This is a genomic window from Thermogutta terrifontis (assembly GCF_002277955.1).
Lineage (GTDB): Bacteria > Planctomycetota > Planctomycetia > Pirellulales > Thermoguttaceae > Thermogutta > Thermogutta terrifontis.
The window spans coordinates 4,659,619-4,673,297 of the sequence record NZ_CP018477.1 but is presented as its reverse complement, the minus strand read 5'-3'; the positions used below and the strand labels follow the sequence as shown (position 1 = coordinate 4,673,297).

At 57.4% G+C, this 13,679-nt stretch carries 13 protein-coding genes; 9 read left to right on the top strand and 4 right to left on the bottom strand.

The window, feature by feature from the left end:
- Positions 1 to 229 precede the first annotated feature (229 nt).
- The 4 genes from THTE_RS17305 to THTE_RS17290 form a co-directional block, all read right to left on the bottom strand.
- On the bottom strand, positions 230 to 1,222 hold the full coding sequence (locus tag THTE_RS17305; protein WP_095416620.1) for an aldo/keto reductase: 993 nt from the start codon (positions 1,220 to 1,222) through the stop codon (positions 230 to 232).
- 38 nt (positions 1,223 to 1,260) lie between these two features.
- On the bottom strand, positions 1,261 to 3,009 hold the full coding sequence (gene ptsP / locus THTE_RS17300; protein WP_095416619.1) for a phosphoenolpyruvate--protein phosphotransferase: 1,749 nt from the start codon (positions 3,007 to 3,009) through the stop codon (positions 1,261 to 1,263).
- A gap of 85 nt (positions 3,010 to 3,094) precedes the next feature.
- Positions 3,095 to 3,442, bottom strand: a complete 348-nt coding sequence (locus THTE_RS17295; protein WP_157732212.1) for an HPr family phosphocarrier protein — start codon at positions 3,440 to 3,442, stop codon at positions 3,095 to 3,097.
- 245 nt (positions 3,443 to 3,687) lie between these two features.
- On the bottom strand, positions 3,688 to 4,170 hold the full coding sequence (locus THTE_RS17290; protein WP_095416617.1) for a PTS sugar transporter subunit IIA: 483 nt from the start codon (positions 4,168 to 4,170) through the stop codon (positions 3,688 to 3,690).
- Positions 4,171 to 4,934: 764 nt separating this feature from the next.
- Here THTE_RS17290 and THTE_RS17285 point away from each other — a divergent pair.
- From THTE_RS17285 to flgN, 9 genes are all read left to right on the top strand, one after another.
- Positions 4,935 to 5,912, top strand: coding sequence for a DUF502 domain-containing protein (locus tag THTE_RS17285; protein ID WP_157732211.1), 978 nt, complete (start codon positions 4,935 to 4,937; stop codon positions 5,910 to 5,912).
- An 85-nt stretch (positions 5,913 to 5,997) separates the two neighbouring features.
- Entirely contained in the window at positions 5,998 to 6,945 is a 948-nt protein-coding gene (gene hemC, locus THTE_RS17280; protein ID WP_095416615.1) for a hydroxymethylbilane synthase, read from the top strand.
- A gap of 853 nt (positions 6,946 to 7,798) precedes the next feature.
- A complete protein-coding gene (locus THTE_RS17270; protein ID WP_095416613.1) occupies positions 7,799 to 8,560 on the top strand; it encodes a flagellar hook-basal body protein in 762 nt (253 codons plus the stop codon).
- A 75-nt stretch (positions 8,561 to 8,635) separates the two neighbouring features.
- Positions 8,636 to 9,439 carry a flagellar basal-body rod protein FlgG gene (gene flgG, locus THTE_RS17265; protein WP_095416612.1) on the top strand — a complete coding sequence of 268 codons (804 nt, stop codon included), beginning with the start codon at positions 8,636 to 8,638 and terminating at the stop codon, positions 9,437 to 9,439.
- Between the two features lie 25 nt (positions 9,440 to 9,464).
- Positions 9,465 to 10,526, top strand: a complete 1,062-nt coding sequence (gene flgA / locus THTE_RS17260; RefSeq protein ID WP_157732210.1) for a flagellar basal body P-ring formation chaperone FlgA — start codon at positions 9,465 to 9,467, stop codon at positions 10,524 to 10,526.
- Between the two features lie 84 nt (positions 10,527 to 10,610).
- On the top strand, positions 10,611 to 11,276 hold the full coding sequence (locus tag THTE_RS17255; protein ID WP_157732209.1) for a flagellar basal body L-ring protein FlgH: 666 nt from the start codon (positions 10,611 to 10,613) through the stop codon (positions 11,274 to 11,276).
- 69 nt (positions 11,277 to 11,345) lie between these two features.
- On the top strand, positions 11,346 to 12,398 hold the full coding sequence (locus THTE_RS17250; protein ID WP_168175889.1) for a flagellar basal body P-ring protein FlgI: 1,053 nt from the start codon (positions 11,346 to 11,348) through the stop codon (positions 12,396 to 12,398).
- A 43-nt stretch (positions 12,399 to 12,441) separates the two neighbouring features.
- The gene (locus THTE_RS17245; protein ID WP_095416608.1) at positions 12,442 to 12,942 is read left to right on the top strand and encodes a rod-binding protein; all 501 of its coding nucleotides are present in this window, start codon (positions 12,442 to 12,444) and stop codon (positions 12,940 to 12,942) included.
- A gap of 217 nt (positions 12,943 to 13,159) precedes the next feature.
- Entirely contained in the window at positions 13,160 to 13,648 is a 489-nt protein-coding gene (gene flgN / locus THTE_RS17240) for a flagellar export chaperone FlgN (RefSeq protein ID WP_157732208.1), read from the top strand.
- The last annotated feature ends 31 nt before the right edge of the window (positions 13,649 to 13,679 follow it).

Below are 13,679 nucleotides of genomic sequence, written 5' to 3'. Positions count from 1 at the left end.
ATAATTGAGTCAGCCCGCGGTCAAGGCCTCACCCAGGCGGCGCACCGAGTCCTTCGTACACCCCGTGAATTACGTGCCGCTTCCAAACAACCTGTTTACATATCTTATCCGGCTTCGCTGGAGCGCAAAAAGAGGACCTACTCACTGCAGTGTCCCCGGGGACCACGCCGCGTCAAAAAAGCTTCTGCTGATTGCTTGGACGGAGCCGAGGTGACCGGCAAAAGTGATATCAGTACTTGCCCCGAATGTGCGCGGCGACCTGGGCCTCATAGAAACGGCCCAGCCTGTTGTGGAGGATGGGAGGAAGCGGCATCAAATCACTGGCCGCGGCATTGCTCCGTGCCTGGTCGGGACGCTTTGCCCCGGGAATAACGGTGGTCACGGCATCAAAATCCAGGCACCACCGCAAGGCCATCTGGGCCATGGTCATTCCCGAGGGCACCCATGGTCGAATGTGCTCGACGAGTTCGAGACCTTTTTCAAAGGGCAGGCCCGCAAACGTCTCCCCCACATTGAACTTCTCGCCATCACGATTAAAGAACCGATGGTCGTTGGGGGCGAATTGGGTATCCCGAGTGAATTTCCCTGCCAGCAATCCGCTGGCCAGCGGCAGACGAATGATCAGCGCCACACCCCGTTTCTGGGCCTCGTCGAAAAGGACATCGATGGGCTTCTGCCGAAAGATGTTAAAGATGATCTGGAGAGAGGCCATTCCCTCAACATTGAGACAGAAGAGGGCCTCTTCCATGCTTTCTACGCTGGCACCGTATGCCCGTATTTTGCCCTCGTCCCGCAGTTCGCGCAGATAGTCGAAAATGCCTGTATCGCGCATGACCTCCAGGGGGAGGCTGTGGGTTTGCGTCAGATCGATGACATCCACGCCCAGGCGACGGAGGGAATCCTCTGTGTGGCGGCGGACGACTTCCCTGGTGAAGTTGGCGGGCCAACCCGGTTCGGGATGCCTTCCCAGTTTGGTGGCCACAATGAAACGGTCGCGATCTGGTCGGCCTTTCAAGAAGCGTCCGATGAGCGATTCACTGCGGCCCAGGCCGTAGATGTCGGCCGTATCAATGAAGGTGATACCCGCCTCTGCGGCAGCCGCCAATGTGTTGAGGGCCTCCTCCTCGGGCACGTCCCCCCATTCCGTGCCGCCCAATTGCCACGTACCCAATCCGATTTCCGACACTTCCCGTTGCAAGGCAGGAAACAATCGCGACTTCATAGCGCCACCTGTTCTGTTGCCGTACTCAGGAATGAGGTTCACATGATCCGACTGAACGCCGGGATCAACTTGATCAACTGCTCCCGAAGGAGTGCCTGCACATCGCGGGCATGATCCATTTCCAGAGCCCGTTTCGCAAGGGCCTCACACTGTTGGACGGTCACGCTGCGGCAGACCTTCTTGATTTCAAGGATGGAATGGGCGGCCACACTGAACTTCCGCAATCCCAGCCCAATGAGCAGCATGGTGTGGAGCGGATGACTGCTCATCTGGCCGCACAAACTGACCGGCACGCCTTTCCGCGAAGCCTCCTGGATCACGTGATGAATCAGCCGCAGCACCGCGGGCTCAGTGGCGTTGTACATGTTCACCACATTGCGGTTGGTGCGGTCCACCGCAAGGGTGTATTGAATCAAATCGTTCGTTCCCAGACTGATGAAGTCCACTTCGTCCAGGAACCGGTCAATGGTCACGGCAACGGAGGGAACTTCCACCATAATGCCCAGCGGAATGTCCCGACGGAAAGGAATCCGGCTCTCCGCCAGGTCTTCCATCACTTCCGCCAGCATGAGTTTGGCCTGGCGAAGCTCGGCCAGCGTGCTGATCATGGGGAACATGATCTGCACGTTACCACACACGCTGGCCCTCAGAATGGCTCGCAACTGTGTTTGAAACAGGGGCAGATACCGCAGCGCCAGACGTATACTTCGCAAGCCCAGACAGGGGTTGGCTTCTTTTTCCAGTCCCAGTTGGAGCGGGACTTTATCGGCCCCCAGATCGAACGTGCGGATAGTGACCGGCCGATCACCCATAATCCGGACGACTTCGCAGTACGCCTGGTAATGATCTTCTTCGCTGGGCAGATCGTTCCGGCCGAGATAGAGAAACTCGGTGCGATACAGCCCAATGCCTTCCGCTCCATTTTGCAGGCAAAGCGCCGCTTCGTGCGGGAACTCGATATTACCGTAGATTTCAATCCGTGTGCCGTCCAGCGTCTCCGCCGGCAGGTCCCGAAGCTTTTCTAGCTCCGTGATGAATGCACGGATAGCCCGGGCTTCTTCCTCATATTCACGGAGGGTGGATTCATCCGGGCGAACGATGACGATACCGCGATCACCATCGACGATCACGATATCGCCGCCGGAGACCTCGGTGAGAAACGGTCCCGTTCCGACCACCGCCGGAATCCCCATGCCCTGGGCCACGATGGCCGTATGGCTGGTCGGTCCACCAAGCTCCGTGGCAAAGCCGCGGACCATCTTTCGGTCCAAATTGGCCACTTCGCTGGGCGTCAGATTCCTGGCCAGAACGACCGCTGGAGACGTCAGATGATAGAGACTGCGATGGGGCTGTCCGAGAAGGGCCCGCAACAAATGCCGCTCGATGTCCAGAACGTCATAGGCCCGATCGGCGATCACCGGATTGGGCAACCGCCGGAACATCTCGGCGAATTGCCGCAACACAAGACTGACAGCTTTTTCTGAGGAATACTGGCGGTTGCGGATGAGCGACTCGACGTCCTCGCGAATCTTGGGATCCTCCAGGATTTCCAGATGGGCCTGAAAGATCGCACCCGATTTGGGGCCGAGTTCCCGGGTGACCAGATCCCGATTGTTTTCAATTTCCCGGGCGGCCACCTGAAGGGCTTCTCGAAATCGTGCCACCTCCTGCTCGACAGCGTCTGCCTCGACGTACTCCCGCGGGATACTGAAACTGTCCTGCCCAATCACCACCGCCTTTCCGATGGCTATCCCCGGAGATACCGCTATTCCCTGCAAACGCATCATGGTTCCGTCTCTGGGCTGTCGATTGGGGCTGGCTTCACGGCGCTCCTCTAATCATCTGTGGATGACCGCGACGGGGGATTCGTTCCTACCCCGGAAAGGTCTGCTGCGATTCAGGTGCGAAATCATCCTCCCAGAACTTGCATTCGACAAGCCGCTCGAGGGCATCCAGAACCTGTGGAGCCTCTTCACCCTCCGCTTCAATAATCAACGGTTCTCCCTCCATGGCCCCCAGACTGAGCATCTCAATGACACTTGTGCCATCGGCCCGAGGAGCCCCGTTGAGCGAAGCTGATGGATCCTCCGCTTTGATCAACGTGACACGACATCGGTGCTTGAGGACCGTATCGCGGACGAGGCTGGCCGCCCGGGCATGCAGCCCGGCACGGTTCCGAATCGTCACACGTCGCCGCAAAGGACCTGTTTGCTCGCTCATTCTGGACAACTCACCCACGTTCATGAACTTGTCGAACCACTCAACTTCGGTACTGCCCCAGGCTGATTCCACTCGCCCTCCGACCCTCCGCGTATCCGCCAGTCCCAAGAGCATCGCTTCAAGTTGGAATGAGGTTGGCGGGGCTTCCCCACACTGCTAAGCCCAAAAGACGGCGAGAAACGCCTTCCGTCACGCAAGCCACAAAACCGTCCTGTGCTGAAACTTCCTGCCTGACGCTGAACTCCTCAGTGGCTGGCGTATTTCCCCGCGTCCGCCTCCTCCAGAAGCACCCAAACGTCTTCCGCGGTTTTGGCCTGTTTGAGAAATCGGGCAAACGTCGGGTTGTGGAGTTGCCGTGTGATGTATTCGAGCGCCCGGAGGTGATCCCCCGGCAGGTCAGTGGGGGAAACCAGCAAGAACAGGGCGTGTACCTTTTCACCGTCAAGGGCATCGAAATCCACGCCGTCCGGACTGATGCCGACGGTAGCCACCAATTTATCCACGCTGGGATGCTTTGTGTGCGGAACCGCCACCCCCATCCCGATTCCGGTGGTCCCCAGCTCTTCCCGTTTGATTAATGCCCGCACGATGTCGTCCAGGTGTTCTCGACTCAAGGCCCCTGCATCACACAGGGCCTCGCAGAGCCGCCGGATGATCTCTTCCTTCGAAGCATCAGGATCGAGATCTGTGACGATCGCATCCCGCACGACAAAGTCACTGAATTTCATCTGATTCAGTCCCTCGTTGACAGAAAACCAATTAGACACGCCACCTCAAAGAAAAGTCTTTCTGGGAGCGTGTCTCTCTCAAATCAACCGACTGTATTTCTTTTCATTCCCTAAAATATCGGGCGTCACTTTCCGCACTCGTCACCAGCCCCTGACCTCCGTTGTTATGTCACTTGCTTCTCCACCGGGGCTTTCTGTTGGGTTGCCCGACGTGACACGGTAAAAGTTGGCTCCGCATCGTCCGGCCTTTTTCGCGTTTGCTATCGCTCTGCCGTAAGCAATTCGGCCGAAGCTCTGCAATCTGCGGGTCCGGAGTCGTCCCCCGGTTTTTTCCACCTGAATCGCGCAGATGTAACCCGCGCGGCGCTGCGCTCGACCTGCGGGGCTAATCCCACCGCTGACGGGCGGCCATACACTTATGATTGTAGCTTTCAGAACAATTCAATTTACCCCGCGAAATGACGCTCGCCAATAGAATGCCCCCATATCGGTTGGTGTTGATACGCCCACTGGCGTGTAAGATCAGTCTAAAAAATGATTGAATTATTATCTTTTCAGCAATGTTTCCCTGTTCGGTTGTCAGGCCGGAGCGTTGGCCACCCAGTGCACCGCCGTCTCTATCCCCCTGGGTGAGGGTTGTGAAGTTTTTACTGAATCGCCTATCCTTTCCGCCGACCCGTATCCGGGTACTCCGCTTCCGTTGTAAGATTTTGATTGAAGTCCACCGTTTGCCAACTTTTGAAAATCCCGCGAGGAATGACGCTATGAGTCATGATGACACCAACCCCTTGCCCGATATTGAGGCTCGACAGCCCAGGCCAGAACTGAATGTGGAGCAATTTCTGCCGAAAAAGCGGCCGCCGGGACCGCTTGATCCATTTTGGAAAGCCGTGTGGCGCGGCGCCGCAACAGTTTTGCCTCCTCTTCTAACGGTGGTCATCATCATTTGGGTGGCGGCTACCATTGATGCTTACATCTTCTCTCCTCTCAAAAAAGGCATTCAGAATGCGATTTTTGTTGCGACGGCGGATATTCGCTCGGCGCAGAGCCTTCCTCCCTCGCTGAGGAACGATGCCCGGGAAGTTGTCGTGAACGGGAAAACATTCGTACGGATGAGGGGCGGAAAGTACATTCCCAAGGAAGTAATTGAGTACTTGAGGGAACAGGTGGGCGAGGAGGAAATCCCCCCTCAGGCGGTGGACGCTTACCAGCTTTACATCGAGCTACGGTACCTCAAACCGCATCTTGTGCTGCCGTTCCTCATCGCGCTCCTCATTCTGGTGCTCTATCTTTTGGGAAAATTTGTCACCGCCCGAATGGGGCGACTGGTTTGGTCCCAGTTCGAGGCTCTGTTTGTCAGCCTGCCATTTGTGAGGAGCGTGTATGGCGCTGTCAAACAGGTCAGTGACTTTCTGCTGGCCCAGCGGTCGATGGAGTTCAGTCGCGTGGTGGCCGTGGAATGGCCCCGTCGGGGAATTTGGTCGATCGGGCTGGTCACGAGCGAAAGTTTCGATCAACTTCGAAAAAAGACTGGCCGAGTGATCCTGACCGTCTTTATCCCCACCTCTCCGGCGCCGATGACCGGGTTTACCGTGAATGTTCCCGAAGAGGACACGGTGGACCTGGGGATTTCGATCGACCAGGCCATTCAGTTTATTGTCAGTTGTGGCGTCGTTGTTCCGCCACCCTCGTCGTCTCAGTCGGTTGATCTTGCGGCCGCGAGCGCGGCGCACAATGAATGACCATGAAACTGATTGAGATTTCCCGGTTTGCGTAGGACTGAGCCCCCCTCGTGCATCGTTTTGCAACGAAAGCACTCCCACGACGATGACCACCAGACGCCTGCGGATTGGCACGCGCGGCAGTCAACTAGCCCGATGGCAAGCTGAATGGGTTCGAGAGCAGCTCCAGCGGCTTGGAATTGAGGCTGAACTGGTTCTCATCACCACCAGTGGGGATCGCCAGCAGCAATGGTCGGTAGAAGCCCTGGGGACCACCGGGGTGTTCACCAAGGAAATCCAGCAGGCCCTGTTGGCGGGCGAAATCGATTTAGCCGTCCATAGCCTGAAAGATTTGCCCACCCGACCCGTGCCCGGCCTGACAATCGCTGCCATTCCATCCCGCGGACCGGTGGCAGACACGCTCATCACCCGGGATGGCCGCAGCCTCATGGAACTGCCCCCGAGTGCGACTGTCGGTACGGGAAGCAGACGGCGAGCAGCGCAGCTTCTCTTTCATCGTCCGGACCTCCAGATTGTGCCGCTTCGCGGAAACCTGGATACCCGTCTTCGCAGGCTCCGGGAAGGGGACTTTGACGGTATCGTGGTGGCAGCGGCAGGACTTGCTCGGCTGGGCCGTCTGAGCGAGGCCACTCAAAACCTTACCCCTGATTATCTTTTGCCGGCGCCGGGACAGGGCGCCCTCGCGATCGAGGCTGCGGAATCGACTCCCGATGTTCTGGAGATCCTGGCCCGACTCAATGATTCCCGTACCGCGGCCGAAGTGACTGCCGAGAGAACGGTCCTGGCCACTTTGGCTGCCGGATGTCTCGCTCCGGTCGCAGCATGGGCCCGTGTTGTGCAAGGTCGGCTCCTCCTCACGGCACGGGTACTTTCCCCGGATGGAGCCGAAAAGTTGGAGGTCACCTGTTCAGGTGAAATATCCGAACCAAAAAGACTCGGTGAAAAGGTTGGGGCTTTGCTGAAGGCCCAGGGGGCCGACCGCCTCGTGAGCATGGCTCGAGCCCATCCGGAAAAACCCGCCGCAGAAGATTGAGTGACCCAGACGGCCTGGTGCCGCTTGAATCTTCTTTCAAGGCCACCGGACGTCGTGCGAAGGCGTGGGCCGCCGCGGAACGCGTCCCTCCAACAAGCCATTTGCCTTGCAACCTCTTTTGGCGACGGAGCATTCGGAGGGATGTGCTTGTCACGTCCGTTTCCCCGGAGGGACCTGCTTGTCAGGTCTATATTCCGCTGATTAAACGGTAGGGGCAATTCATGAATGGCCCCTACGACGTCGGAGGGACCCGCTTGTCGGGTCCACTTTTTAACGTTCGATCCCCCATTGCCTTTCACCGGGTACGACGAGCGTGCCCCTCCGAAAAAATTCCGGAGGGACCTTTCCTGGAGTGACCTGCTTGTCACGTCCGTTTCTCTGGAGGGACCTGCTTGTCAGGTCCGATGAACACCGATTGATCATCCATGATTGATCATCCATTCTCTTTCACCGGGCACGACGAGCGTGCTCCTCCGACTTAAAAACCGCTCGCGATCTCTTACCCGAATCTCACCGCAAACCAGGATGTCGGGGCGAAACAGCTTTCGGGGCTCCACCTTTCCCAATTTCACCTCGGGTCGCGGTCGCGGACCCCTGCGAATCCTGCCGACGGACCGGCAAATTCTGCGCATGCATCAAAGTTTCCTTCGGTTCTGCGGATTGGCGTTTAGTGGTGGGAATGTTTCCTAAGTTGTAATCTCATGGAAGGTTGTGGCAGCAATTTGTGCTCGTTGTCACCTCTTTTGATGCTGGGCACAGCGTTTGCACTGATCCGTCCGCCCACGGAACCACGGCAGGGGTAACCGCAGAAGCAGAAACTGCGACTGTGCCCGAAAGGACTCAGGCGACTCCGATGATTTACGGTATCTATCTCTCCGCTGAAGGTGCCCACGCCCAGGATTATCGGCTCAACGTCATTGCCAACAATCTCGCGAACGTGGACACCATCGGATTCAAACGCCAACTGGCCATCTGCCAGGCCCGGTATTCCGAACCGGCTGCCCGCGGCCTGTCGGGTGTCGGAGCCGCCGATATGGAGAATCTCAGCGGGGGAGTTCTCCCCGCGGTGTCCAAAACCGATTTGACCCCCGGCCCCATCAAGCAGACCGGAAGTCCCACCGACTTTGCCATCCGCGGGGACGGCTTCTTCGCCGTCCAAAAGGACAACGAGGTACTTTTGACGAGGGCAGGCAACTTTTCTCTGAACAGCCGTGGGCAACTCGTAACGCAGTTTGGCGTCCAGCAGTATCCGGTGCTCAATGATAACCTCCAACCGATCACGCTCGATCCCCAGTTGCCCTGGGAGGTTACCCGGGAGGGGACGATCCGTCAGGCTGGGGTCGTGCAAAACCTCGCGGTGATGAAGCCCGCTTCCGCGGACGACCTTGTGCCGGTGGGTGAAAACCTCTACCGCACGACTCAGCCACCCCAACCTGTTCCCCTGGCCGAACGCCAGGTCGCCCAGGGATTTCTGGAAATGTCGGCCGTCCAGCCGACACTCGCAATGGTGGAACTTTTGGAAGCCTCTCGGCTTTTGGAGGCCAATCTCAACATGGTTCAAACTCAGGATCAAATGCTCGGAGCCCTGTTCAATCGGGTGCTTCGATCGGCCTGAGAGCCCACTCACAGGCATTGAAAAACGAATAGGACAACCATCCGCGGCTAAATGACGGCATAAGCGAGGGTCACCATGAGTGTTCAAACCCTGTATTCCGCTGCGACGGGCATGCTGGCGATGGAGAAAAAGCTCGATGTCATCGCCAACAATCTCGCCAACGTGGAGACCACTGCTTTCAAACGCGACCGCGCCAATTTTGAAGACCTCTTTTATCGCCACGAAGTCTTTCCCGGCACAGAGGATAGCTCCGGCCAGTACACCCCGATCGGAATCTCGATTGGCCTTGGATCCCGGCTTTCCGGCGTGCAAACCGAGTTTCGCCAGGGAGCGTTCCAGCAAACTTCAAATCCGCTGGACGTCGCCATTGAAGGAGCGGGGTTCTTCCAGGTGCTCGATCCTTCGGGACAGATTTACTATACCCGAGCCGGAAACTTTTCCATCAATGCCAATGGTAACCTCGTGCTGGGATCTGCCCACACCGGACGGCTCCTGGAGCCGCCCATCGTCATTCCCAACGATGCCACCGCGATCACCATCACGCCGGAGGGGCGGGTGTTTGTTCAGCAACCGAACAACCCGCAATTGACACCTGTGGGTGAGATCCAGCTCGTCAATTTCATCAATCCCGAAGGGCTCCTTAAATTGGGGGAAAATCTCTATGCCGAGACCGATGCCTCCGGCCCGCCGCAGGCCGGCACTCCCGGACAGGAAGGCCTCGGCATCCTGCGTCAGAACGCCCTGGAGGCCTCCAACGTCGAGCCGGTTCGTGAGCTCATCGACCTGATCACCACGCAACGGGCCTTCGAAATGAATTCCCAGGCTGTTCAGGTTGGTGACCAGATGATGCAGTTGGTCTCCAATCTCCGCCGCTACTGAAGGATGAAAACGGGACATGCATTCCATGCGCCGCCATAATCGTTTCCACAACCTGATTTGTTTGCCCCTTTGTGTTCTGTTCTTGGGCGTGGTGGGGGCGCCCGCTCTCGCTGCCACGTTCGTGTTTCAGCCTCAGTACACCTCTCATGGCGGCCCTGTGCTGCTGGGCCAGATTGCGGAGATCACCGACTGTGACGAAACAACCAGAAACGCGCTGGCATGCCTCGAACTGTTTCCGGCTCCTCCCCTGGGGGAAGTAAAATTCGTGTCTCAGCAGGATGTCCGCGAAATTCTCGCACTGCGGGGCATCGATACGACGGTTCATCTTTGGCAGGGTGCTCCCCAGGTGCGCATTGTCACCAGCCCTCAGGCCACACTCAGGGTACTTAGCTCATCTGGTCCAGCGACGCCAGTTTCGCCCGCCCTCCAGGCACGCGCAGAGTCCCGGCTCAAAAAGGCCATCCAGGAATACATGAAGTCACAGTATCCCCAGCTCCCGCCGTGCGAGCCGTCCTTCTCACTCACCGCGGAAGACGCGCGCTGGCTGGCGGCAGCCGACGCCATCGTGGTGATTGAGCGCGACCGGGCCCTGGCACCCGATCGCCGCGTATTTGCCGGGGTTGTCAGGGCACCGGGCGGGGTGCGGACAATTCAGATCGAAACGCAACTGCAACCGCGTCTGTTGGTGGTTGTGGCAGCCCGGCCGCTCGCCAGGGATACCGTTCTCACCCGCGACGACGTCCGACTTTCCGACGACGTGGAGCCCGCCCCCGGATACGCCACGCGTTTGGAAGATGTCCTCGGCCGACAACTCACCACCGGTGTGGCGCCGGGCAGGCCCATCGCCCTTTCCAATCTTCGTGAACCCGTCCTCATCAGACGCGGGGAGGTCGTGCAGATTTCCGTTCGTGCCCCCGGGGTGATGATACGCACGCTGGGCCGTGCAAAAGACGACGGCGTTCTCGGCCATCTCGTGCCTGTGGAAACTCTGGACAATCGGGGAAAAACCATTCTCGGAAAAGTCGTGGATCACCAGCTTGTTGAGGTCTACGCCGCTTCCACACAGGCAGCTAACGCGAGCCAGTAAACACGCAACCGTTTCATCCGAGCAGAGTACTCACAAGCGATGCGATATTTATATCGTGCTGTAATTATTCCGACTGAGTTTACTATGCGAATTCATTTATTAACCCTTATAATCATCCTTGAATGGGTGCTCAATGGCAGTCCGATGGCCATCGCCCAAACCAGCAGTCTGCTGGGAACTTCCCAGGGGCCGCCGCCCACGCTGGACCGCCTTTCCTGGACCTATCAAACGCCCCCGGAACAGAGAACCCTGAAGCTGCGGGATGTGATCACCGTGGTCGTGGATGAAAAGACACAGGTCATCGCGGAAGGCCAGATGGACCGCCGAAAAAACGCCAATGGCAAATTCGTCCTCTCCGACTGGATCCTTCTGAAGGGCTGGTCACTCATTCCCGATCCGCAAAGTAAAGGGGATCCGACTATCGGCGGTTCTATGGAAAACAAATATCGGGCCGAGTCGGAACTGCAAAGTCGCGAGGCTTTAAAACTTCGCGTCGCCTGCGAAATCGTGGATATTCGTCCCAACGGCAACCTCGTCATTGAAGGCCGACGCACCATCCAGGTGAATAACGATATTTGGGAAATTTATCTCACGGGCACGGTTTGGCCGAAGTCCATCCTACCGGATAACACGGTGCTCAGCGAAAACATTGCCGATCTGAGGATTGTCAAGCGGGAGGCCGGGCACGTCCGCGATGGATACCGTCGCGGCTGGCTCCTGAAATGGCTCGATACGCATCAACCGTTTTGAAGCGCTGTGAACCAATTGGCATCAGCACGGGGAGTAGCAGCGGCTGTGTGAATGCGAGGACCTTCGGATATGATGAACCTGCCGCGGTTTGCCTTTCTCGTATGCTTCAGCCTGATACTGGCAAGCGGTGCGCCCGCGAGTCTGGCCGCCGTGCCGTTAAAAACAATCTGTCGGGTAAAAGGTCAGGAAGATAACAGTTTGCACGGGCTGGGACTGGTGGTGGGACTGCGGGGAACCGGCGACGGCGGGAGTTTCCTGCCCACGATTCGAAGCATGAGCGTGGCGCTCGAGATGATGGGAACACCCCTCGGCAAAAACGGCCCGGCCGAGCTGAAGGATGCCAAAAACGTGGCCCTTGTTCTGGTGACGGCCACTGTCCCTCCCGCTGGTGCCCGCCAGGGAGACCGGATTGATTGCCAGGTTCATTCTGTGGGAGCGTGCAAAAGCCTCGCCGGCGGGACGCTCTTTCTCACCCCGCTTGTCGGTCCTGATCCGCGTGACCGTCGAGTCTATGCGCTGGCGGAAGGCCCCATCACGATCGACAATCCCGAAACGCCCACCGTAGGCCGCATCAGCGGTGGGTGTCGCCTGGAATCGGATTTCTTCAATCCTTTTGTAAAAGATGGACGCATCACCCTTGTCATTGAACCGCCCTACGCTGACTTTCAGGTCGCTCAGGATATTGTGGAACTGATCAACTCTCACATGACGGTCCAGAGTGGCGGCGTGCCTCTTGCTCGGGCCATCAACCAGGTGACGATCGAGGTACTCGTCCCCCGCCAGTACGCGGATGATCCTGTTCTCTTCGTTTCCCAGATTATGGAACTGCCGCTGATGGAAGTCCCGCTGGGGCCGCGAGTTGTTATCAATGAACGGGCGGGAAGTATCGTTATGAGCGGGGATGTGGAGGTCGGGCCGGTGGTCATCACCCATAAAAACATGGTTATTCAGGCAGGTGGAGCTCAATTTGTCGGCCTTGATTCGAGCCAGACTCAAACGACCAAACTCAAGACTCTGATTGACGCGCTCAATGCCCTCAATACGCCCACCCAGGATGTCATCCAGATCATCAAATCGCTTGAGAAAAACGGCAAATTACGCGGCCGACTGATTATTGAATAAAACATGTAAATTAACTGAGCACGAAATCAATGAAAGAAGTATCATGTTGAATACAGTTTCGACACGTCCGGCACTCTTATCCACTCCGTGGACTCCGGCCAGCGTCGCGGCTCAGGAGGCCCTCCGTTCCCAGGGAGAGACGTTTGCTGCGATTTTGGAGCGGGCGGCCAATCAGTCGGACAGCCAGTTCTCTCCGCACAGACTCTCTAACGAATTCAGCGAGGTCAATACTGAGTTGGCAAATCGGCCAATGGACCTGACTGGCGATGTGGAAGGCACCATCTCGCACATACCGGACGGTGATGAAGCCAAACTGAAGGAGGTTTTTGAGCAATTTGTGGGACAAACGTTCTTCGGACTGCTTCTTAAAGAAATGCGAAAATCCGTGCCTAAAACGAAATACTTCCATGGAGGATTGGCGGAGGATATTTTCGAACAGCATCTGGACATGGCCGTGGCGGAAAAACTGGCCCAGGCAACCGGTGACAGATTTGCCGGACCGATGTACGAGCTGTTCCAGCTCCAGCGAAAATCGTTGCGGTGACATAGTCAGTTAAGAGGAAGATTGATAGCCAAGCGGCACTAAAGGAGGAGACGGGGACATCGCATCTGGCAGGCGGGCCCACTGGCGGCCGCGCTTCTTCACGGGCCGATCCCGTGTCGGCTGATGGCCGTTGTGTCGGCGCCTTGGACATTCGCCGCAGCAGCAGGGTTTTCCATCACGAATGCCATGTGGATTGGACTGGAGTAAGGATACTCACATGGGCACAGTTTGGGAGCGTGAACTGGCTGACTTTCTCAACGAGTTGATCACGATTCAGGAACAGGTGCTGACGTATCTTCGGGAAAAGCGAACTTGCCTTGCCAACGCTGATGCGGAAGGCCTGGCCGCACTCGTTCCCCGGTGCGAATATATTCAGTCGCGCCTTCAACAGTGTTTGGATCGCCGGGGAGAACTCCTGAATAAAGCCCGCCAGGAAGGCTTTTCCGCTGACAATGTACGGACGCTGGCGGAATCGGCGGGAGTGAGCAGAGCCGTCTCGAACCGGCTTGCCGAAGCTGCCCATAATATGCGTCTTCTGCAAATTCACAATCTTACAAATTGGATGCTCAATCAAAGGGCTCTCATGCATCTTTCGCAATTGATAGAGATTATCGCGACCGGTGGCCAGCGTGCGCCGACATATGAAAAAAGGGGAACACCTGTCTGTGAGACTCCGCAGGGGAGCTTGCTCGATCAATCAGTTTGAGAATCTTAGTCAGGCTGCAAAGGCGATGTAA